Consider the following 21,174-nt stretch of genomic DNA (forward strand, 5'->3'; position numbering starts at 1 on the left):
AGCAGGCCATCGCCAGTCGTGGCCGGGTGACCAGTTCTTTCGTCACCTTTCTACGAGGAGTGCACATGTCCGAGGTCAAGATCGCCGCTGCCGTCCGCACCGAGTTCGGCAAGGGCGCCGCCCGTTCCATCCGCCGCGACAGCCAGGTTCCCGCGGTCGTCTACGGCCACGGTTCCGAGCCGGCGCACATCACCCTCCCGGCCCACGAGCTGGGCCTGGCCCTGCGTACGCCGAACGTCCTGCTCTCGCTGGACATCGACGGCAAGAACGAGCTGGCGATCCCGAAGGCCGTCCAGCGTGACGCCATCAAGGGCTTCCTCGTCCACGTCGACCTGCTCCTCGTGAAGCGCGGCGAGAAGGTCACCGTCGAGATCCCCGTGCAGGCCGAGGGCGAGCTCGCCGCCGGTGGCAACCTGCTCGAGCACGTGCTGAGCACCCTCTCCGTCGAGGCCGAGGCCACCCACCTCCCCGAGGCCGTCACGGTCTCCGTGGAGGGCCTGGAGGCCGGTGCCTCCGTCCTCGCCGGTGACATCACCCTGCCGAAGGGCTCGACCCTGGTGACCGACGCCGAGGCCGTCGTCCTACAGGTCCTGGCCGCGCAGGCCGAGGAGCCGGCCGCCGAGGCCGAGACCGAGGCCGCCGAGGGCGCCGAGGTCTGAGCCGTAGGCTCTGCCTGACGTGACGGGGTGACGGGCCGCACGGCCCGTCACCCCGTTTTTCCGTATCTGGACGTAGCTGGACGAGGAGACCCGACGCACATGACCGATGACGCGAACGCGCCCTGGCTGATCGTCGGCCTCGGCAATCCCGGGCCGGAGTACGCGGCCAACCGGCACAACATCGGGTTCATGGTGGTGGACCTGCTCGCGGAGCGGATGCGGGGCTCCTTCAAGCGGGCGGGGAAGGCCCAGGCGCAGGTCGTCGAAGGCCGGATGGGCCCGCCGGGACCGGCGAGCCGCCGGGTGGTGCTCGCGAAGCCGATGTCGTACATGAACCTGTCGGGTGGACCGGTGACGGCGCTGCGCGACTTCTACAAGGTGCCGACGGCGCACATCGTGGCGATCCACGACGAGCTGGACATCGATTACGGGGTGCTGCGGCTGAAGATCGGCGGCGGCGACAACGGGCACAACGGTCTGAAGTCGATGACGAAGTCGATGGGCGCGGAGTACCACCGGGTGCGGTGCGGGATCGGGCGTCCGCCGGGCCGGATGCAGGTGGCGGACTTCGTCCTGAAGGACTTCTCGTCGACGGAGCGCAAGGACCTGGACTGGTTCGTGGACCGGGCGGCGGACTCGGTGGAGTGCCTGGTGGCGGAGGGTCTGGAGCGGGCTCAGTCCGCGTACAACTCCTGAGGCCGGTGGGACTCGCGCGGTACGACTGTACGATCGCGGGTCATGACGCACGTCCGTAACGCCGCCATGGCCCTGGTCGCCCTCCTCCTCGTGGTCGCGGGCGCCTGGACCTCCTGGAACTCGGCCCAGCACGTCCTGCTCGCCAAGGGCCGCGAGCACGGCACGCTGACGGTCACCGGCTGCACCGATGACACCTGCAGCGGCCGGTACGCCCCCGAGGACGCCTCCTCGCCCCGCCGGACGCTGACGATCGCGCGTTCGGTGGCGGCGGAGCGGGGCGTGACGATCCCGGTGGTGGTGAAGCCGGGCACGGACGAGGGAGTGCGGACGGGCTGGGGCGGCGGGCTGCACGCCTGGCTGCCGCTGGGCGGGGCTCTGGTCCTCGCCGCGCCGCTGATCGGCGGTGGTCTGCGGCTGCCGAGGACGGCGTGGTCGATGGCGGTGGCGGGGGCCGCGCTGCTCGTGGCGGCGTTCTTCGCGCTCTGAGGGGTGCGGCCGCGCACGTCCCGCCACGCACCGGTGCCCCCGTGGAGAGTCTCCACGGGGGCACCGTTCTGGTGCGGCCGGGCGTCAGCCGGTGTTGCGCAGGCCCGCCGCGACGCCGTTCACGGTGAGGAGCAGGGCCCGTGCGAGCAGCGGGTCCGGTTCCTCGCCGCGCTCGGCGGCGCCGCGCTGGCGGGCGAGGAGGGCGACCTGGAGGTAGGAGATCGGGTCCAGGTAGGCGTCGCGGATGGCGAAGGTCTGCTGGAGCACCGGGTTGGAGTCCAGGAGCTTCTCGCCGCCGGTGACCTTGAGGACCTCGGCGACGGTCAGCGCGTGCTCGGCCTCGATGGCGTCGAAGACGTGCTTGAGGTCGTCGGGGACCAGGGTGTCGACGTAGTGGCGGGCGATCCGCAGGTCGGTCTTCGCCAGCGTCATCTCGACGTTGGAGAGGAAGTTGCGGAAGAAGTGCCAGTGCTCGTACATCTCGCCGAGGACCGGGTCGAGGCCCGCCTCGCGCAGCGCCTTGAGGCCGGAGCCGACGCCGAACCAGCCGGGGACGATCTGGCGGGACTGGGTCCAGCCGAACACCCAGGGGATGGCACGGAGTCCGTCGAGGGAGACTCCCGAGCCGGGGCGGCGGGCGGGCCGCGAGCCCAGGTGCAGGTCGGCGAGCTGGTCGACGGGGGTGGAGGCGAGGAAGTACGCCGGCAGGCCGGGGTCCTCGACGAGCGTGCGGTACGCGGTGTGGGCGGCGTCCGAGACGGTGTCCATGGCCGCGTCCCAGCGGGCCAGGGCCTCGTCGGACTGGCGCGGCGCGGTGTGCAGGGCGGAGGCCTGCAGGGTGGCGGCGACGGTCAGTTCGAGGTTCTCGCGGGCCAGGGACGGGATGAGGTACTTGTCGGAGATGACCTCGCCCTGCTCGGTCACCTTGATCTCGCCCTCCAGGGTGCCCCAGGGCTGGGCGAGGATCGCGTCGTGCGAGGGGCCGCCGCCGCGGCCGACGGTGCCGCCGCGGCCGTGGAAGAGGCGGAGCCGTACGCCGTAGCGGTGGGCCACGTCGCGGAGGCGGCGCTGGGCCCGGTGGATCTCCCACTGGCTCGTGGTGATGCCGCCGAACTTGGAGGAGTCCGAGTAGCCGAGCATGACCTCCTGGACGTCGCCGCGGAGCGAGACGAGGCGGCGGTAGGAGGGGTCGGCGAGCATGCCGTCGAGGATGACGTCGGCGGCCTTGAGCTCGTCGGTGGTCTCCAGGAGCGGCACGATGCCGATCTTGGCCCAGCCGCCGTGCAGGTCGATCAGACCGGCCTCGCGGGCGAGGACGGCGGCGGCGAAGACGTCGTCGGCGCCCTGGCACATCGAGATGATGTAGGACTCGATGACCTCGGGGCCGAAGCGCTCGAAGGCTTCCTTGATGGTGTGGAAGACACCGAGGGTCTTCTCGCCTGCGGCGTCGAGCGGGGCCGGGGTCGGGGCCAGCGGGCGGCGCGAGCGGAGCTCCTTGGCGAGGAGCTTCTGCCGGTAGTCGCGCGGCATGTCGGCGTACCGCCAGGACTCTTCGCCGAGGCGGTCGAAGAGCTGCCCGAGGGCGTGGTGGTGGGCGTCGGCGTGCTCGCGGACGTCCATGGTGGCGAGCTGGAGGCCGAAGGCGGAGAGCGTGCGGATGGTGCGGTCCATCCGGCCGTCGGCGAAGAGCGCGCCGCGGTGCTCGCGCAGCGAGGTCTGGATCAGGGTGAGGTCGTGGACGAGCTCGGCGGTGCCGAGGTAGTCGCGGCCGTCCTGGTGGGGGGTGCCGGAGGCGAGGCGCTCGCGGGTGTTGACGAGCTTCTGCCGGATGCAGGTGGCCTTGAGGCGGTACGGCTCCTCGGCGTTGAGGCGCTTGTAGCGGGGGCTGATCTCCGGGAGGAGTTCCAGGTCGCGCTGGAGGGAGTCCAGGAGTTCCTGGGTGACTCCCGCGTAGCGGATGGAGTTGGAGAGCAGTCCGCGCAGGTAGTCGACGAGCTCCAGGGCGTCGGTGATGCCGTGCTCGTGCTGGAGGATCAGGACGTCCCTGGTCACCTGGGGGGTGACGTTGGGGTTGCCGTCGCGGTCGCCGCCGATCCAGGTGCCGAAGGTGAGCGGGCGGGTTCCGGCGGGGAGTTCGACGCCGACGCGCTCCAGCTCGGCGGCGAGGTCCTCGAGGACGTCGCCGACGGCTCCGGCGTGCAGCTCGTCGAGGTAGTAGATGGCGTTGCGGGCCTCGTCGGCGGGCTCGGGCCGGACGACCCGGAGTTCGTCGGTCTGCCAGATGAGGTCGATGTTCTCGGCGAGCCGCAGGTCGTGGCGGCGCCGGTCGGCCTCGATGACCGGGGTCTCCAGGAGGGCGGCGATGCGGCGCAGCTTGTTCAGGACGGAGCGCCGGGCGGCTTCGGTGGGGTGCGCGGTGAAGACGGGCCGGACGTTGAGGTTCTTGACGGTCTCGCGGACGTGCTCGGGGTCGCCGTCCTTGAGCATGTCGACGGTGCGGGCGAGGAGGCCGCCCTCGGCGGCGCGCTTCTCGCGCATCTCGCGGCCGCGGTGGACCTGCTCGGTGACGTTCGCGAGGTGGAAGTAGGTGGAGAAGGCGCGTACCAGCTTGGCGGCGGTCTCGAGCTCGACGCCGCGGAGCAGCTCGGCGGCGGCCTCGCCGTCCTCGCGGGTGAGGCTGCGGACCCGCTCGACGAGGTCGAGGAGTTCGTGGCCCTCCTGGCGGACGAGGGTCTCGCCGAGGAGATCGCCCAGTCGGCGGATGTCGGCGCGCAGCTCGGTGCTGGCGGTGGGGGTCTGGTCGGCACTGCTCACAGGTGCGGCTCCTTGCAGTGTTTGAGCACGTCTGGAGGGGTACTGGAGGCTTGCGGACCGCGCTGTCCGACGCACCCAGGATAGGTGTCCACATTGTGGTCGGCGGCCAGGGTCGTCTTGTGCCCCCTTGCCGCGCGCCACGGCGCTGCCATACTTACGACGCCGTAGGTTACGGAGGCGTAGCCTCGCGCTCTCTTCATACCCTTCCGCTCCGTTTCATCCCTCATCCCTTCATCCCCAGGGGACACGTATGACCATCAGTCCTGAGTTGCTCGAAACCGAACAGGACCCGCTCCCCTCCGGCACGCTCGGCGGGGACAAGAAGCGATCGATCGAGCAGATCACGCTGCTGCTGTTCATCACGGTGCCCTTCGTCGCCCTGATCGCGGCGGTTCCGCTGGCCTGGAGCTGGGGCGGCGTGTCGTGGCTCGACCTGGGTCTGCTGGTGGCGATGTACTACATCGGCTGCCACGGCATCACGATCGGCTTCCACCGCTACTTCACCCATGGTTCGTTCAAGGCCAAGCGGCCGTTGCGGATCGCGCTCGCGATCATGGGTTCGCTCGCGGTGGAGGGTCCGCTGGTGCGCTGGGTGGCGGACCACCGCAAGCACCACAAGTTCTCGGACGCGGAGGGCGACCCGCACTCGCCGTGGCGTTTCGGCGAGACGGTGCCGGCGCTGATGAAGGGCCTGTGGTGGGCGCACATCGGCTGGATGTTCGACGAGGAGCGGACGCCGCAGGCGAAGTACGCGCCCGATCTGATCAAGGACCCGGCGATCCGGCGGATCTCCCGTGACTTCATCTTCTGGACGATGCTGTCACTGGCGATCCCGCCGCTGGTGGGCGGTCTGGTGACGATGTCCTGGTGGGGCGCGTTCACCGCGTTCTTCTGGGGTTCGCTGGTGCGGGTCGCGCTGCTGCACCACGTGACCTGGTCGATCAACTCGATCTGCCACGCGGTGGGCAAGCGTCCGTTCAAGTCGCGGGACCGTTCGGGGAACGTGTGGTGGCTGGCGGTGCTGTCCTGCGGCGAGTCCTGGCACAACCTGCACCACGCGGACCCGACGTCCGCCCGGCACGGGGTGCTGCGCGGCCAGGTCGACTCCAGCGCGCGGCTGATCCGCTGGTTCGAGCTGGCGGGCTGGGCGTACGACGTGCGCTGGCCGGCGAAGGAGCGCATCGCGGCCCGCCGCCAGAGCGCGCCCGCTGACGCGGCATGATGGAAGACGTGGCGATCGACGGCAGGACCAGTGGCACCGGCAGCGGCGAGCAGAAGCCCCGGCGGGGCCGCCGGGTGCGGATGACAGGCGCGGAGCGCCGGGAGCAGCTGCTGGACATCGGCCGGACGCTCTTCGCCGCGAAGGGCTTCGAGGGCACGTCGGTGGAGGAGATCGCGGCGAAGGCCGGGGTCTCCAAGCCGGTGGTGTACGAGCACTTCGGGGGCAAGGAGGGGCTGTACGCGGTCGTGGTCGACCGGGAGATGCGCCAGCTCCTCGACGGGGTGACGGGCGCGCTGACGGCGGGGCATCCGCGGGAGCTCCTGGAGCAGGCGGCGTTCGCGCTGCTCGACTACATCGAGAACTACACGGACGGTTTCCGGATCCTCGTACGGGACTCCCCGGTGGCGCAGTCGACGGGCACGTTCGCGTCGCTGATCAGTGACATCGCCACGCAGGTGGAGGACATCCTGGGCCTGGAGTTCAAGGCCCGGGGGTTCGACCCGAAGCTGGCGCCGCTGTACGCGCAGGCGTTGGTGGGCAGTGTGGCGCTGACGGGTCAGTGGTGGCTGGACGTCCGCAAGCCGAAGAAGGCGGAGGTCGCGGCGCATCTGGTGAATCTGGCCTGGCACGGTCTCGACGGTCTGGAGCCGAAGCCGCGGTTGATAGGGCACCGGAAGAACTGACCGCGGCCGGGGGCGGCCCACCGCCGTCGGATCCGGAGAGTAAAGCTCTGGCACAAACCTCCCCGGTAGGTAGACTCACTTTCAACATCCGGGGGGGTGTCCGACCGTCGGACGATGCCGTCTCCGCATGCCCACCCGCCTGCGCCGATGCCGTCCGACGCTGTACGAGCCCCCCTGTGTGGTTCTGTCGAACCTCTGATCCCTGGGGGGGATCTCTTGTATTTCCTGAAGTCCACTCGTTCCCGCCGTGTCGCCGCCTGCACCGCGCTCGCCCTCTCGGCCGGCATGCTCCTCGCGGGCCCCGCGTCCGCCGACACCCCTGCGCCGGTCCCGTCGGTCGAGAAGGCGAAGCCCTCCTTCACGCCGCCGAAGCTGACGCTCCCGAAGAAGGACGTCGCCCGAGCCGGTAAGGACGCCTCCCGCGCCGGCGCGGCCGCGGTCGCGGCGGCGTCTCCGCTGCTGTCCGACCTGGACCTCGACGGCGCCGAGGACATCATCTTCCGCGGCGTGGACGGCGAGCTCTACTCGAACACGTCCTCCGGCAACGGTGACCTCTTCGACCTCTTCCGCTACGAGGACGTCGCGAAGGACGTCATCCCGATCGGCAACCAGGGCGGCAGCACGGCCGAGCCCGAGGTGCTCGTCCTCTCCGAGAGCGGCACGCTCACCCTGTACACCGACGCCGACGCGACCGGCACCCCGTACTCCTCGGTGGTGGGCGGCGGCTGGCAGATCTACAACAAGGTCACCTCGCCCGGCGACGTGAACGGCGACGGCCGCGCCGACGTGATCGCCCGCACCCCGGACGGCGCGCTGTACCTGTACCTGGCCACCGGCAGCGCCTCCGCGCCGCTCGGCTCCCGCATCCTGGTCGGCAACGGCTGGGGCGCCTACGACCAGCTCGTCGGCCTCGGCGACGGCACCGGCGACGGCAAGGCCGACCTGTACGCCCGCGACACCGCCGGCACGCTGTGGTTCTACGCCGGCACGGGCGACAAGAACAAGCCGTTCGGCGCCCGCAAGGCCATCGGCGGCGGCTGGGGCGTCTACAACCAGATCCTCCGCGCCGGGAACGGCGGCCTGCTGGCCCGGGACAACGCGGGCACGCTCTTCGCCTACTCCGCCAACGGCAACGGCACCCTGGCCGGCCGCGTGCAGCTGGGCGGCACGGGCGACCTCACGGGCGTCGCGCAGCTCGCCGCCGCCGGCAACATCCCGTACACGGGCAAGGAGGGCGTCGTCGCGACGACCTCGGCCGGCTCCCTGTACTGGTACACGAACACCACCACCGGGAAGCTGTTCCCCCGCGAGCAGATCCTCCCCGACGGCGAGGTGAACGGCCTGACGTTCACGAACCTGTCCTCGCTGAACGCGGACGGCCTCTCGGACTTCGCCGTGCAGCTCAACGGCGACCCGGCCGGCGAGCTGTACATCGACGGCAACCGGATCGGCAGCGGCTGGGGCGTCTACAACGCCCTCGTCGGCCCGGGCGACCTGAGCGGCGACGGCAAGGCCGACCTGCTGGCCCGCGACCGCTCCGGCGTCCTGTACCTCTACAAGGGCAACGGCAAGGGCACGGCGTTCTCGACCCGCGTCAAGGTCGGCAGCGGCTGGAACGGCTTCAACAAGATCGTCGGCGCCGGCGACTTCACCGGCGACGGCCGTACGGACATCGCGGCCCGCACCCCGGGCGGCGACCTGTACGTGTACCCGGGCACGGGCAACGCGGCGGCCGCGTTCAAGACCCGGGTGAAGGTCGGCAGTGGCTGGAACGCGTACACCAAGGTGATCGCCCCCGGTGACCTGAACGCCGACGGCAAGGCCGACCTGCTGGGCGTGACCTCGGGCGGCGACCTCTACCGCTACCTCAACACCACGCCGAACAAGTTCACGCCGCGCTACCGGCTCGGTGGCGGCTTCCAGGTGTACAACACCATGTCCTGACACCGGCTCCCGCGCGCGACGCCCCGCACCGGACCTCCGGCGCGGGGCGTCCCCCGTTCACGGAACCCGCCGTCACCCCCGGACGGTATGCTCCCGAGGACCCGGGGGCGTTCGCCCTCCGCACGCGCTTTCTGCCGTACGGAGACGCCGCGGACGCCGGTACCCGGTCCGACGACATTCTGATCCCTGGGGGGGATCTCTTGCGTTCTGTGCGTTCTGTGCGTTCCGTGCATTCCCGCCTCGCGGCCTGCACCGCTCTCGTCCTCTCCGCGGGCATGCTGCTCGCGACCCCGGCGTCGGCCGACCGGCCCGCGCCACCCCACGCCGCCGTCGAGAAGCCGGCCACCGGCTTCACTCCGCCGCCGGCGACGCGGCCCGTGCCCGCCGCGGACCGCACGAGCGGCGCCCCCGCCGGTGCCGCCGCGGCCGCCGCCGCGGGCTCCAGGGTCCCCGATCCGCTGTCGGACTTCGACGGCGACGGAGTCAGCGACCTGATCTACCGCGGCTGGGACGGCAACGTCTACACCTCGCTGGCCGCGGAAGGCGGCGGCGCGTTCAACGGGGTCCACTCCGAGCCCCCGAAGGACATCGTCCCGATCGGCAACCAGGACGCGGTCGGCGGCGGCCCCGAGGTCCTGATGCTCTCCCAGCAGGGCGCGCTCACCATGTACGCGGACGCCACGCCCACCTCGGCCGCGTACGCGTGGCGGGGCTACGGCTGGCAGATCTACAACAAGCTCTTCTCGCCCGGTGACGTGAACGACGACAACCTGGCCGACCTGCTCGCCCGCGACACCTCCGGCAACCTGTACCTGTACTACGCGACCGGCAAGCGCAGCGCGCCGTTCTCGGCGCGGGTGAAGCTCGGCCCCGGCTGGAACGCCTACGACCAGCTCATCGGCTCGGGTGACAACAACGGCGACGGCTGGGCCGACTTCTACGCCCGCGACACCGCCGGCAACCTGTGGTTCTACGCCGGCACGGCCGACAAGAGCAGGCCGTTCGCGAACCGGGTGTCGGCGGGCCCCGGCTGGAACATCTACAACACGATCGTCCCCGTCGGCGACGACAACGGCGACGGCAGCGGCGAACTCCTCGCCCGCGACGCCAAGGGCACCTTCTGGTACTACACGGGCAGGGGCAACGGCACCCTGTCGCCGCGTGCGCAGGCCAGCAACGTCGGCGGCTGGGAAGGCGTCCCGCAGTTCGGCGGCGCGAGCAACAACCCGGTCGCCGCCACCAAGGAAGGCGTCCTGGCGCGGGACTCGGCCGGCACCATGTTCTGGTACCGCAGCCGGACCAACGGCCTGCTCAGCACGCGCAGCCAGTACGGCCCCACGGCCGGCTGGCGGGGTGCCGACTACACGCACCTGGCCTCCCTGGCCCCGGACAACTGGTCCGACATCGCGCAGCTCTTCGACAACGGCCTCTACGTCGACGGCGCCTACGTCGGTTCGGGCTGGGGCGTCTACAACGCCCTCGTCGGCCCGGGCGACCTGAGCGGCGACGGCAAGGCCGACCTGCTGGCCCGCGACCGCTCCGGCGACCTGTACCTGTACCGGGGCACCGGCCGCAGCTCGACGCTCGCGTCGCGCGTCAAGGTCGGCGGCGGCTGGGGCTCCTTCAACAAGATCGTCGGCGCGGGCGACTACACCGGCGACGGGCGCGCGGACGTCGCGGCCCGCACCTCGGGCGGCGACCTGTACGTGTACCCGGGCACGGGCAACGCGGCCACGCCGTTCGGTACGCGGGTGAAGGTCGGCAGCGGCTGGAACACGTACACCAAGCTGGTCGCGCCGGGCGATCTGAACGGCGACGGCAAGGCCGACCTGCTGGGCGTGACCTCGGCCGGCGACCTCTACAGCTACCTGAACACCGCGCCGGGCAAGTTCGGCACCCGGAACAAGGTCGGCACCGGCTTCCAGATCTACAACGCCATGTCGTAGCCATGGCGTAGGAGCCGCACCCGCGCAGGGCCCCGTACCCGCGCGGAGCCCGTACGCGCGGACGCCCCGCACCGGAACTCCGGTGCGGGGCGTCCGCGCGTGCGGGGACGCGCGCGTCAGTCAGGCTTGCGCGCCACGGCGAAGATCCGGCGGAACGGGAACACCGTGCCGTGCGGACCCCGCGGGTAGGCCTCGCGGAGCAGGTCGCGGTACTGGCCGAGGAACGCGTCGACCGCGTCCCGGTCGTCGCCCAGGGTGGTGAGGACGGGCCGCAGGGCCGTGCCCTTGACCCAGTCGAGGACGGGGTCCTCGCCCTGGAGCAGCTGGCAGTACGTGGTCTCCCAGACATCCGTCTCGCAGCCGAGGTCGGTGAGGCGGGTGAGGTAGTCGGCGGTGTCGAGGATGTGGATGAAACGCCGGCCCTGGTCGCCCAGGCGGCCGCGCCACTCGGGCGTCTCGCAGAGCTCGCCGAGCAGGGCGTGGCTGGGCGAGGTGAAGTTGCCGGGCACCTGGAAGGCGAGGGTGCCGCCGGGCCGGAGTCCTTCGATCCAGCCGGCGAAGGACTCGGGGTGGTTGGGCACCCACTGGAGGGCCGCGTTGGAGACGATCAGGTCGTAGGGCTCGGCGGGGGTCCAGTGCGCGGCGTCGGCGGGCCGGAAGTCGATCCAGCCGCCGCCGCGGGTGGTGCCGGACCAGTCCTTCCCCGCCTGCTCCAGCATGTCGGGCGAGAGGTCGAAACCGGTGATGTGGGCGTCGGCCCAGCGGTCGGCGAGGAGGGCGGTCACGTTTCCGGGGCCGCACCCGATGTCGGCGATTCGGGCGGGCCGGTCCTGTGCGGGCAGGTGCGGTATTCGGGTGAGCAGGTCGAGGAAGGGCCGTGTGCGGTGGCCCGCGTGTCGGAGGTACTGCTGTGGATCCCATGTCGGCGCGGACGGTGCGGCGGATTCCACGGAATGCATGTTCGAAGCCCCCTTGCTGGCACGAGTTGCCGAAGCGGAACGGAGTTCCGGCCGGGTCCCTTCCCCGCAGTCCGGGGAAATATATCTTGATTCCAAGATACTCGACATGGAGAAACTTGACCCCAAGAGACTTTATGTCAACAGACCCTCTACACTGATCGTCATGGAGGACGAGGTCGACCGACTGGTCGCAGCATGGCGCCGCGAGCGCCCCGACCTCGACGTGGAACCGCTCGAGGTGCTCAGCCGCGTCTCGCGGCTCGCCCGGCACCTCGACCGCGCCCGTCGGCTCGCCTTCTCCGAGCACCAGCTGGAGCCGTGGGAGTTCGACGTCCTCACCTCCCTGCGCCGCGCCGGGGCCCCGTACCAGCTCTCCCCCGGCCAGCTGCTGACCCAGACCCTGGTCACCTCCGGCACCATGACCAACCGCATCGACCGGCTCACCAAGAAGGGCCTCGTCGAGCGGCTCCCCGACCCCAGCGACCGGCGCGGTGTCCTGGTCCGGCTCACCCCCGAGGGCCGCGACCGCGCCGACGAGGCGCTCGCCGGGCTGCTCGCCCAGGAGCGGGCCATCCTGGCCCAGCTCTCCCGGGGCCAGCGCGGCGAACTCGCCGCACTGCTACGCCAGCTGACCGCCCCGTTCGACAACGTCCCCGGATAGCCCGGCCAGCGGCACCTCGCCCAGCTGGGCCGGTCCCACCCCCGCCCGCCTGGCCAGGGCGACCGCCGCCAGGGTCGAGTGCACGCCGAGCTTCCCCAGCACGTTCTGCATGTGCGTACGGACGGTGTGCGGGGACAGGAAGAGGCGCTCGGCGACGGCCTTGCGCCCCAGGCCCGCCACCATGCAGCGCAGCACCTCCCGCTCGCGCGGGGTCAGCGACTCCACGAGCCGCTCGCTGTCCGTCCGGTGCTTGCGGGCGGCCGTCAGCTCCCGCAGGACGCCCGTAAGCAGGGCGGGTGGCAGATGCGTCTCGTCCCGCAGCACCCCGCGGACCACCGCGAGGAGCCGCTGGAGCGAGCAGTCCTTGGCGACCCAGCCGGAGGCCCCGGCCTGGAGCGCGAGGGCGGCCCGGTGCGGGTCGTCCTTCTCCGCGAGGACGACGGTACGGACGGCGGGCTGGATCCCGCGCACCCCCGCGACCAGGGAGATCCCGTCGACGGCTCCCTCCGCGTCGTCCGGCACCGCGCGGGCCACGGAACCCGCGGGGCCGGCGCCCAGCTCGGCGTCGACGAGCAGCACGTCGAACCTGCGGCCCTCGGCGGCACCGCGTTCCAGGCAGCGCAGGGCGGCCGGGCCGCTTCCCGCGGCGGCGACGTCGACATCGGGCTCGGCCGCGAGTGCGGCGGCCAGCGATTCGGCGAAGACGCGGTGGTCGTCCACCACGAGGACACGGATACGTGCCACGGACACCCCCAAGTGTCGAGGAACGGGAAAGCCGACGCGGGTACGGCGTCGGAGGCGGGTCCGTCATCCGCGCGGCCGCCGCCGTGCGTTGACTGTTACCCCCGCTTCCGGCGCCGTACCCGACCGGGTCTCGCCCCCTGAACAGCACCGGCCCCCACCGGCGCTGCCCCTCAGAGTAGGGGCGGGGCGTCACGGCGGGGGCCGATTCACGGAACTGTCCGAAGTCGTACGGGAGTGCGGAGGGTGTCCGCGGCCCCGTACGGGCGACCGGCGCGCCGTACGGGAGGGTCCGCGGAAGCGTCAGAGGCGCCTCGCGCCCGCCGCGGGAACGGCCGGGAAGATCCCGGGGGCCGCGTGGCCGGCCTCGGCGAAGGCCTTCTCCACGGCGGCGGCGACCGCGTCCGCCCGGTCGGCGTCGACGAGGACGACGGCGGAGCCGCCGAAGCCGCCGCCGGTCATCCGGGCCCCGAGCGCCCCGGCGGCGTTCGCCGCCTCGACGACCAGGTCGAGCTCCGGGCAGGAGACCCGCAGGTCGTCCCGGAGCGAGGCGTGCCCCTCGGTGAGGACGGGGCCGACGGACCGGGTGTCGCCGGCGTCGAGCAGCGCGATCGTGCGCTCCACGCGGGCGTTGTCCGTGACGACGTGCCGCACATAGCGCAGAACCGTCTCGTCGCTCAGCAGTGCGAGCGCTTCGGGCAGTTGCGCGATGCCCACATCACGCAGGGCCCGGGCTCCGAGCGCCCGCGCACCGGCTTCACAACCGGCGCGCCGCTCGGCATACGCGCCGTCGCCGAGCGCGTGCTTCACCCGGGTGTCGACGACGAGCAGCCGCAGCCCCTCCCGCGCGAGGTCGAAGGGGACCTGCCGGTACGAGAGGTCCCGGGTGTCCAGGTACAGGGCGTGGCCCTGCTCGGCGCAGGCGGAGGCCATCTGGTCCATCACCCCGCAGGGCACGCCGACGAAGGCGTTCTCGGCGCGCTGGGCGAGCCGGGCGAGCTCGGGCCGGGAGAGCCCGAGTCCGAACAGGTCGTTCAGGGCCAGCGCGGTGACGACTTCGAGGGCGGCCGACGAGGAGAGCCCCGCGCCGGTCGGCACGGTCGAGGCGAGGTGGACGTCCGCGCCGGTGACCGGGTGCCCGGCCTCCCGCAGGGCCCAGACGACGCCGGCCGGGTAGGCCGCCCAGCCGCCCCCGGAGAGCGGTTCGAGGGAGTCGACGGCGAGCTGGACGATGCCGCCGTCGACGTCGGCGGAGTGCAGGCGCAGCACCCCGTCGTCGCGGCGGGCGACGGCGGCGACGGTGGTGTGCGGCAGCGCGAGCGGCAGCACGAACCCGTCGTTGAAGTCGGTGTACTCGCCGATGAGGTTGACCCGGCCGGGGGCGGCCCAGACACCGTCGGGGGCGGCGCCGTACAGCGCCTCGAAACCGGCGGCGACGCTCATGCGCGGTCTCCCTCGTGCCGGGCCCGCGCGAAGTCCCAGGCGTCGGCGACGACGTCCGCGAGGTCCGGGCGGGACGGGGTCCAGCCGAGCCGCTCGCGGGCGGCCTCGGCGGAGGCGACGAGGACGGCGGGGTCGCCGGCCCGGCGCGGGGCGGTGATCTCCGGGATCGGGTGCCCGGTGACCTTGCGGACGGTCTCGACGACCTCGCGGACGGAGAAGCCGTTGCCGTTCCCGAGGTTGCAGACCAGGTGCTCGCCCGCGGTCATCGCGTCGAGCGCCAGGAGGTGGGCCTCGGCCAGGTCGGCGACGTGGATGTAGTCGCGGACGCAGGTGCCGTCCGGCGTCGGGTAGTCGTCGCCGTACACGGAGATCGCCTCGCGGGCGCCGAGGGCGACCTGGAGGACGAGCGGGACGAGGTGGGACTCGGGTGCGTGGCGCTCGCCGAGGAAGCCGTACGCGCCGGCGACGTTGAAGTAGCGCAGCGAGACGGCGGCGAGGCCGTGGGCGGTGCACTCCCCGCCGATCATGTGGTCGACGGCGAGCTTGCTCGCCCCGTAGGGGCTGGTGGGGGCCGTGGGGGCGGTCTCGGTGATCGGGACGGTCACCGGCTCCCCGTAGGTCGCGGCGGTGGAGGAGAAGACCAGCCTGCGGACGCCCGCGGAGCGCATGGCGGCGAGCAGGGCCATGGTGCCGCCGACGTTGTTCTCCCAGTACTTCTCGGGCTTGGCGACGGACTCGCCGACCTGGGAGAAGGCGGCGAAGTGCAGGACGCCGTCGTAGGAGTCGTCGAGCCATCGGGCCGCGTCCTGGACGCGGCCCTCGACGAACTCGGCGCCCGCCGGGACGCCTTCGGCGAAGCCGGTGGAGAGGTCGTCGAGGACGGTGACCCGGTGGCCCCGTTCCAGGAGGTGGGCGGCGACGACGCCGCCCACGTATCCGGCCCCGCCGGTCACCAGGTACTTCCGCACTGCCTCGGTCACTTGCCTGCCACCTCTCTGAGTCGCCGGGCCGCCGTCTCCGGCGGCACGTCGTTGCTGAACGCGCTCATGCCGGACTCGGTGCCCGCGAGGTACTTGAGCCTGCCGGACGTCCGGCGGACGGTGAAGAGTTCCAGGTGCAGGGCGAACTCCTCGCGGTCCGCACCGGTGAACGGCGCCTGGTGCCAGGCGGAGATGTACGGCGTCGGCGGCTCCTCCGGTCCGAAGATCCGGTCGAAGCGCCTCAAGAGTTCCAGATAGATCTGTGGGAACTCTGTGCGGGCCTCCTCGTCGAGCGCGCGCAGGTCGGGCACCCGGCGGGCCGGGTAGAGGTGGACCTCGTACGGCCAGTGGGCGGCGTACGGCACGAAGGCGGTCCAGTGCGCGGTCTCCAGGACGATCCGCTCGGCGTCGGCGCGTTCGCGGGCGACGACGTCGTCGAAGAGGTTGCCGCCGGTGCGGGCCCGGTGCTCGGCCGCGTGCCGCTGCATCAGGGCGGTGCGGGGGGTGGCGGACGGGTAGGCGTAGATCTGCCCGTGGGGGTGGGCGAGGGTGACGCCGATCTCGGCGCCGCGGTTCTCGAAGCAGTAGACCTGCTCGACGCCGGGGCGGGCGGCGAGTTCGGCGGTGCGGTCGGTCCAGGCGTCGAGGACCAGGGCGGCCCGCTCGGGGGTGAGGTCGGCGAAGGAGGCCTCGTGGTCGGCGGTGAAGCAGACGACCTCGCAGCGGCCCGACTCCCCGGCGAGGGTGGGAAAGCGGTTCTCGAAGACGACGACCTCGTAGTCGGGGGCGGGGATCTCGCTCTGCCGTCCGCCGCCGGAGGGGCAGAGCGGGCACTCGCCCGCCGGCGGGTGGTAGGTGCGGCCCTGCCGGTGCGAGGCGACGGCGACGGAGTCCCCGAGGAGCGCGTCGTGGCGGAGTTCGGTGGCGGAGGCGACGGGGTCGAGCGGCCGGGTGTCGACGGCGGTGCGGACGGCGTCGTCCCGGGTGTCGTAGTAGATCAGCTCGCGCCCGTCGGCGAGCGTGGTGACGGTCTTCTTCACGGGGTGCCCTCCGGCGGTTCAAACATAACCACGCACAAGGAACCACATTCCAACATCTCCGTCAACGGCGAAGCCCGGCCCCTCCCCCGAAGGAAGGGACCGGGCTTCACCCGGACATCGGAAGACCGGCGCGCCGGAGGGCCCGGACACCCGGACCGGACACCCGGCGCCCCCGGAGCGTCAGAGGGACGGACCCCGCTGCACCGGCACCGCGCGGTCGAGCAGCCCCGTACGCGCCGCGAGGGCCGCCGCCTCCAGGCGCGACCCCACCCCCAGCTTCATCAGGACCCGCTGCACATGCGTCCGGGCCGTGCTCGGCGCGATCCCCATCCCCTCCGCGATCAGCCGGGTGTCCTCCCCCTCGGCGACCCGGACGAGGACCTCCACCTCCCGCTGCGTCAGCAGCCGCAGCAGCCGCTGCCCCTCGTCGTCCGGCTGCGCCGAGGGGTGCAGCAGCTCCGCGAAGGCCGACTGGAGCAGCTGCGGCGCCACCGCCGACTCCCCGGCCCGCGCCTTCACCAGGGCGCGCTCGACGCCCTCGATGCGCTCGTCGTGCCGGACGTACCCCGAGGCACCGGCGGCGAACGCCGCCGCGATCCCGCGCGGCGAGGGCACCGGGCCGAGCACCACCACGGCCACCTGGGGCCGCTCGCGCTTGATCCGTACGACCACGTCGAAGGCCCCCGGTTCGGCCGGCGCGGCCGTGCCCAGGAGGCAGACCTCCGGCGCCCGGGCCACCACGAGCTCCGCCGCTCCCGCCACCGGCGCCGCCGCCGCGAGCACCCGGTGCCCGCGCAGCTTCAGCGCCGAGGCGAGCGCCTCCGCGAGCAGGCGGTGGTCGTCCACCACCACGAGCCGTACGCCCATCCCGGTCATCCCCCGTCCTCCGGGCCGCCGTCCACCGGCCACCCCGCCCGGCAAGCTACACGCTCCCCCTCCTCACAGCCCGTCAACCTCCGTCCCGGAAAACGGCCGCGTCCCGGCCCACACGCGAGGAGGGCCTCCCCGGGATCCCGGGGAGGCCCTCCTCGTCTCCTTCGCGGCGCGGCGTCAGCCCTTGGTGCCGTACGCCACCGCGAGGTACCGCTTGTCGTACGCCGAGGCGGACTCGCGCGCCTTGCTCACGTTCACCGACGAGATGAAGAGCCGGCCGTCCTCGTAGAGGAACTCGGCGCCGTTGATGGAGAAGCTGTTCTCCTTCTCCCGGTTCACCTTGTCCGACGGGTTCTCCAGGAGCAGGGTCTCCTTCATCGTGCCCCCGTGGATGGACACGATCTGCCCGCCCTTGTCGTACGGGGGCTCCTTGTACGCGATCAGGTCGCCGCCGTCCATGCGGAGCGGGATGAGCGTGTACTTGTCGCCGGCGTCCGCCTTCTCCGGCACCGTCCTGCCGGTGGCCAGGTCGAAGCCGATCACCTCGTTGGTCTCGTCGCCGAACTCGCCGGTGGAGCCCTCGTGCTCCTCGGTCGGCACGTACAGCCGGCCGTTGCCGACGAGCGCCTGCGTGCAGGCCTCGACCTTGGTCGAACGGCAGCGGGCCGCGTACTGGTCGGCGTCCGCCGTGATCTTCGCCTTCAGCTTCCCGGTCTTCTCGTCCAGGGAGAAGAAGTCCGAGATGCCGCTGCCGTCGCCGGCGCTGTCGCCGACGTCGGCCGCGACGACCAGCGGCTTCGTGGAGACCACCGAGGCGTACTTGACGCCGGTCGGCATCTTGAACTGCGAGAGCGGGGCGCCCGACACCGGGTCGAGGTTCTGGATCATCACGTACTGGGCGTCGTACGTGCCGCACTTGCGGACCGCGACGAGACCCTCGCCGCCGCCGTACCCCATGTCGTAGCAGCCCTGGTCGTTGGCCTGCGGCTTCCACCGCGGGTTGCCGTTGGCCGCGTCGAAGGCGGCGCCGCCGTCGAGACCGCCGGCCGCGACCGTCTTGCCGCTGAGCGTCACCTCGCCGAACCGGACCTTGCCGTCGCCGGCCGCCCCGCCGGTGACGGAGGTCGACCAGACCAGCTTCCCGGTGTCGAGGTCGACCATGCCGACCTCGGTGCACTCCTTGTAGTACCGGGGCGCCACGCGCTTGGACGCCTCGAAGAGGATCGGCACCTTGTGGTCGTCGGTCATGTGCCGGGAGGCGCCGCAGACCTGGCCGGTCAGCGGCAGGGTCCAGACGACGGTGCCCTTGTCGAGGTCGTAGCCGACCACCGAGTTGACGCCGGTCTTCACGAAGACCTTGTCGGTGACCCACGAGCCCGCGACGGGCGTGGTGTCGGGGACCTTCGGCACGTCGAGCTGGAACGCCACCTTCGCCTTGGTGTTCCCGCCCGCCTTCTCCTTGCCGTCGCCGCCGACGCCCTGGCTGCCGCCGGTCCCGCCGTCGGCGCCCTGCGAGGCGCCGCCGGTGCCCTTGGACTCGTCGCCCTTGCCGCCGCCGTCACCGGAGTTGGCGTACCAGATGCCGGCGCCGATGATCAGGACGACCGCGACGACCGCCGCGATCACGATCTGGAGCTGCGCCGACAGCTTCTTGCCGCCGCCCGGCGCCACGGCCGGAGCCGCGGCCGTGGCGGGCTGCTGGTACCCGCCGTAGGGCTGCTGCTGCGGATAGCCGTACGGGGGCTGGGCCGGCTGCTGGTAGCCGGCGCCGTAGGGCTGCTGCGGCTGCGTGGGCGGCTGGGCCGGGTAGCCGTACGGCTGCTGCTGCTGCGTGGGCGGCTGGGCCGGGTACCCGTATCCCGGGTCCGGCTGCGGCGCCTGCTGCGGATAGCCGTAACCGGGCTCCGGCTGCGGGGCCTGCTGCGGGTAGCCGTAACCGGCCTCCGGCTGCTGCTGCGGCGGGGGCGGCGTCGGCGCGCCGAAGCCGCCCTGCGGGTCCGGGGGCTGGTTCGGCGGCGGGGGTGGCTGCGTCATCGGTCCGTGTACCTCACTTGCTGAAGGCCATCATCGTCTTGACCAGCTTTTCTTCCTTGTCGTTCGACGCGGAGACGCGCCCGCTCGCCACGACGAAGGTGCCGGCGCCGTACGCGTAGCCCGGGCTGTAGAAGTTGTTCTCGACCTGGGCCGTCGACGCCGGGTGCTGGAGCACGGTCTTCGGTGCGCCGCCGGTGGGGGCGATCGTCGCGACCGCGCCGCCCTTGTCGTACGACGGGTCCACGTAGACCAGGACCTGGCCGCCCTCCATGCGGAGCGGGATCATGGACTGCTCACCGGGCGCCTTGGAGCGCCACTTGGCCTTGCCGTTCTTCAGGTCGAAGGCGACGACCTCGTTGGGCGTGCCGTACGAGGTCTCGGTGGCCATGTAGAAGGTGTTCGCGTCGGCGGCGACACCCGTGCAGCCCTGGAGGTTCTTGCCGAAGATGACGAACCCGCCGCCGCAGGAGGGGGCGAACTTGTCCTTGCCGCCCTGGATCTGCGAGCGGAGCGAACCGTTGGCGTTGAGCGCGAAGATGGTCCACTTCTTCTGCTCGCGCTGGGTGGCGGAGACGACCAGCGGATCCACCGAGTAGACCCGGTCGACCTCCCAGTCGGCCTCCAGCTTGAAGGTCCACTTGGGCTTGCCCGTGTTCGGGTCGACCTGGCTGACGCCCTGGATCTTCTTGGTGGTGCTGCCCGACGGGCAGTCCACGGCGGCGATCAGCTTGCTGCCGCCGGCGTACCCGAAGGGCTTGCAGCCGGTCGTCGCGCCGGTGAAGAGCTGCTTGCCGTCGGTCAGCGAGAAGCCGTAGGAGCTGCTGGTGCCGGAGACGGTCACCGTGTTGCCGCTGATGGACAGCGTGTTGTCCGAGAAGGCGAAGAGGCCCTTGGGCTTCGGTACGGCCTTCTTCCAGCCGGCCTTGCCGGTCTTCAGGTCGATCTGCTGGAGCGAGGTGCACTTGGCGCCGTCCTTGGCGCTCTCGGCGTAGGCGAAGACCATGACGCCGTTCGCCGAGGGTTCTGCGGGCGCGGCGCACAGCTCGAACGGCACGTCGACGTGCCACTTCGGGGCGCCGTCGCTCAGGTTGTAGCCGGAGACGCCCTTGTACATGGCCTTGACGACGGTGTCGCCGACGATCCACGGACCGAGGACGTCGGCGCCGTTGCGGGGCAGGTCGACGTCGTTCTGGAGCAGCCAGTTGACCTTGGCCTCGCCGGCCTGGCGGCCGGCGTTGAGGTCGTCGCCGCCGCCCTTGGACCCGTCGCCCGAGCCGTCGCCCTTGTCCACCGACTCGGTGGGCGCGGGAGCGCCGGAGGAGGAGCTCGCGGTGGCGGTCGGTCCGGCGACCGGGTCCTTGTCGTCGTCTCCGCCGACGACGGCCCAGGTGGTGACGGCGGCCACCAGGACGGCGCCCGCGGCGATCGCGGCGACGAGACCGGTGCGGCCCTTGAGGCCGCCGCCGGAGGACGGCGGGGTGGGGGCGCCCTGGTACGCCGGCTGGGTGGGGTACCCGCCGTAGGGGTTCTGCTGCTGGCCGTACGGTCCGGGCTGACCGGGCTGGCCGTAGCCGGGCTGCTGGCCCTGCTGCGGGTAGCCGTACGGCTGCTGGCCGTACGGGCCGGGCTGGCCCGGCTGGCCGTAGGGGCCCGGCTGACCGGGCTGGCCCTGCTGCGGGTATCCGTAACCGGGCTGCGGCTGCTGGCCGTACGGGCCCGGCGCGGCGGGCGGCGCGCTCGGGGGCACCCCGGGCGGGCCGGCGGGCGGCGGCGGAGTCTGCGGTGCCTGCGGCGGGACGGGCGGCGTGCCCTGGTGCGGGCCCTGGTTCGGATCCTGGGGAGCTCCGAAGCCCCCCGGCGGCTGGTTGCTGGGCGGCTGGGTCATCAGCAGTTCCCCCTTGACGTGAGCGGGTTTTCTTTCTACCACTCACGCCTCGGCGCAAAAGCGACCGGTCCGCCCCTTGTACCCAAGGGAGGACCGGCCTGTGATGCC

17 protein-coding genes are annotated in these 21,174 nt (G+C 72.1%); 8 read left to right on the forward strand and 9 right to left on the reverse strand.

Annotated features, from left to right (window positions below):
* Positions 1 to 65 precede the first annotated feature (65 nt).
* The 3 genes from AMK27_RS31635 to AMK27_RS31645 all read left to right on the forward strand — a co-directional run bounded on the left by AMK27_RS31635 (position 66) and on the right by AMK27_RS31645 (position 1,841).
* Positions 66 to 659 carry a 50S ribosomal protein L25/general stress protein Ctc gene (locus AMK27_RS31635; RefSeq protein WP_073916031.1) on the forward strand — a complete coding sequence of 198 codons (594 nt, stop codon included), beginning with the start codon at positions 66 to 68 and terminating at the stop codon, positions 657 to 659.
* Between the two features lie 99 nt (positions 660 to 758).
* Positions 759 to 1,355: an aminoacyl-tRNA hydrolase gene (gene pth / locus AMK27_RS31640; RefSeq protein WP_073916034.1), complete on the forward strand. Its 597-nt coding sequence runs from the start codon at positions 759 to 761 to the stop codon at positions 1,353 to 1,355.
* A 42-nt stretch (positions 1,356 to 1,397) separates the two neighbouring features.
* Positions 1,398 to 1,841: a hypothetical protein gene (locus AMK27_RS31645; RefSeq protein WP_073916036.1), complete on the forward strand. Its 444-nt coding sequence runs from the start codon at positions 1,398 to 1,400 to the stop codon at positions 1,839 to 1,841.
* A gap of 84 nt (positions 1,842 to 1,925) precedes the next feature.
* Here the strand turns inward: AMK27_RS31645 and ppc are convergent, their stop codons facing one another.
* A complete protein-coding gene (gene ppc, locus AMK27_RS31650; RefSeq protein ID WP_073916039.1) occupies positions 1,926 to 4,655 on the reverse strand; it encodes a phosphoenolpyruvate carboxylase in 2,730 nt (909 codons plus the stop codon).
* 250 nt (positions 4,656 to 4,905) lie between these two features.
* On the opposite strand from ppc, the gene AMK27_RS31655 reads away from it, so the two are divergent.
* The 4 genes from AMK27_RS31655 to AMK27_RS31670 all read left to right on the forward strand — a co-directional run bounded on the left by AMK27_RS31655 (position 4,906) and on the right by AMK27_RS31670 (position 10,450).
* A complete protein-coding gene (locus AMK27_RS31655) occupies positions 4,906 to 5,877 on the forward strand; it encodes an acyl-CoA desaturase (RefSeq protein WP_073916041.1) in 972 nt (323 codons plus the stop codon).
* A complete protein-coding gene (locus AMK27_RS31660; protein ID WP_189833463.1) occupies positions 5,874 to 6,560 on the forward strand; it encodes a TetR/AcrR family transcriptional regulator in 687 nt (228 codons plus the stop codon). The genes AMK27_RS31655 and AMK27_RS31660 overlap by 4 nt, the downstream gene beginning before the upstream one ends.
* A gap of 216 nt (positions 6,561 to 6,776) precedes the next feature.
* A complete protein-coding gene (locus tag AMK27_RS31665) occupies positions 6,777 to 8,504 on the forward strand; it encodes an FG-GAP-like repeat-containing protein (protein WP_073916046.1) in 1,728 nt (575 codons plus the stop codon).
* Between the two features lie 227 nt (positions 8,505 to 8,731).
* Complete coding sequence (locus AMK27_RS31670) at positions 8,732 to 10,450, forward strand: FG-GAP-like repeat-containing protein (protein WP_241847662.1); 1,719 nt, start codon at positions 8,732 to 8,734, stop codon at positions 10,448 to 10,450.
* A gap of 116 nt (positions 10,451 to 10,566) precedes the next feature.
* On the opposite strand, the gene AMK27_RS31675 is transcribed toward AMK27_RS31670, so the two are convergent.
* Positions 10,567 to 11,409: a trans-aconitate 2-methyltransferase gene (locus tag AMK27_RS31675; RefSeq protein WP_073916051.1), complete on the reverse strand. Its 843-nt coding sequence runs from the start codon at positions 11,407 to 11,409 to the stop codon at positions 10,567 to 10,569.
* A 163-nt stretch (positions 11,410 to 11,572) separates the two neighbouring features.
* Between AMK27_RS31675 and AMK27_RS31680 the strand changes: the two genes are divergently transcribed.
* Complete coding sequence (locus AMK27_RS31680) at positions 11,573 to 12,070, forward strand: MarR family winged helix-turn-helix transcriptional regulator (RefSeq protein ID WP_030315385.1); 498 nt, start codon at positions 11,573 to 11,575, stop codon at positions 12,068 to 12,070.
* Here the strand turns inward: AMK27_RS31680 and AMK27_RS31685 are convergent.
* From AMK27_RS31685 to AMK27_RS31715, 7 genes are all read right to left on the reverse strand, one after another.
* Positions 12,029 to 12,814, reverse strand: a complete 786-nt coding sequence (locus AMK27_RS31685) for a response regulator transcription factor (protein ID WP_073916586.1) — start codon at positions 12,812 to 12,814, stop codon at positions 12,029 to 12,031. The genes AMK27_RS31680 and AMK27_RS31685 overlap by 42 nt on opposite strands.
* 300 nt (positions 12,815 to 13,114) lie before the next feature.
* Positions 13,115 to 14,254 (reverse strand): galactokinase, encoded by a 1,140-nt coding sequence (gene galK, locus AMK27_RS31690; protein WP_073916055.1) that lies wholly within the window; start codon positions 14,252 to 14,254, stop codon positions 13,115 to 13,117.
* Positions 14,251 to 15,222: a UDP-glucose 4-epimerase GalE gene (galE, locus tag AMK27_RS31695; RefSeq protein ID WP_445194888.1), complete on the reverse strand. Its 972-nt coding sequence runs from the start codon at positions 15,220 to 15,222 to the stop codon at positions 14,251 to 14,253. Before galE ends, galK begins: the two co-directional genes overlap by 4 nt.
* Positions 15,223 to 15,230: 8 nt before the next feature.
* On the reverse strand, positions 15,231 to 16,274 hold the full coding sequence (gene galT, locus AMK27_RS31700) for a galactose-1-phosphate uridylyltransferase (RefSeq protein ID WP_073916061.1): 1,044 nt from the start codon (positions 16,272 to 16,274) through the stop codon (positions 15,231 to 15,233).
* Positions 16,275 to 16,454: 180 nt separating this feature from the next.
* Complete coding sequence (locus AMK27_RS31705; protein ID WP_073916590.1) at positions 16,455 to 17,141, reverse strand: response regulator transcription factor; 687 nt, start codon at positions 17,139 to 17,141, stop codon at positions 16,455 to 16,457.
* A gap of 183 nt (positions 17,142 to 17,324) precedes the next feature.
* Complete coding sequence (locus tag AMK27_RS31710) at positions 17,325 to 19,181, reverse strand: outer membrane protein assembly factor BamB family protein (RefSeq protein WP_073916063.1); 1,857 nt, start codon at positions 19,179 to 19,181, stop codon at positions 17,325 to 17,327.
* A gap of 13 nt (positions 19,182 to 19,194) precedes the next feature.
* Positions 19,195 to 21,066 (reverse strand): outer membrane protein assembly factor BamB family protein, encoded by a 1,872-nt coding sequence (locus tag AMK27_RS31715; RefSeq protein ID WP_073916066.1) that lies wholly within the window; start codon positions 21,064 to 21,066, stop codon positions 19,195 to 19,197.
* Between the last annotated feature and the right edge of the window lie 108 nt (positions 21,067 to 21,174).

It is taken from the genome of Streptomyces sp. CB02009, assembly GCF_001905825.1.
In the GTDB taxonomy this organism is placed as follows: domain Bacteria; phylum Actinomycetota; class Actinomycetes; order Streptomycetales; family Streptomycetaceae; genus Streptomyces.

Bases quoted from the DNA above. Each gene is read 5' to 3' on its own strand.
- AMK27_RS31635 (WP_073916031.1), top strand. From the start codon at position 66: ATGTCCGAGGTCAAGATCGCCGCTGCCGTCCGCACCGAGTTCGGCAAG.
- pth (WP_073916034.1), top strand. From the start codon at position 759: ATGACCGATGACGCGAACGCGCCCTGGCTGATCGTCGGCCTCGGCAAT.
- AMK27_RS31645 (WP_073916036.1), top strand. From the start codon at position 1,398: ATGACGCACGTCCGTAACGCCGCCATGGCCCTGGTCGCCCTCCTCCTC.
- AMK27_RS31655 (WP_073916041.1), top strand. From the start codon at position 4,906: ATGACCATCAGTCCTGAGTTGCTCGAAACCGAACAGGACCCGCTCCCC.
- AMK27_RS31660 (WP_189833463.1), top strand. From the start codon at position 5,874: ATGATGGAAGACGTGGCGATCGACGGCAGGACCAGTGGCACCGGCAGC.
- AMK27_RS31675 (WP_073916051.1), bottom strand. From the start codon at position 11,409: ATGCATTCCGTGGAATCCGCCGCACCGTCCGCGCCGACATGGGATCCA.
- AMK27_RS31680 (WP_030315385.1), top strand. From the start codon at position 11,573: ATGGAGGACGAGGTCGACCGACTGGTCGCAGCATGGCGCCGCGAGCGC.
- galK (WP_073916055.1), bottom strand. From the start codon at position 14,254: ATGAGCGTCGCCGCCGGTTTCGAGGCGCTGTACGGCGCCGCCCCCGAC.
- AMK27_RS31705 (WP_073916590.1), bottom strand. From the start codon at position 17,141: ATGGGCGTACGGCTCGTGGTGGTGGACGACCACCGCCTGCTCGCGGAG.
- AMK27_RS31710 (WP_073916063.1), bottom strand. From the start codon at position 19,181: ATGACGCAGCCACCCCCGCCGCCGAACCAGCCCCCGGACCCGCAGGGC.
- AMK27_RS31715 (WP_073916066.1), bottom strand. From the start codon at position 21,066: ATGACCCAGCCGCCCAGCAACCAGCCGCCGGGGGGCTTCGGAGCTCCC.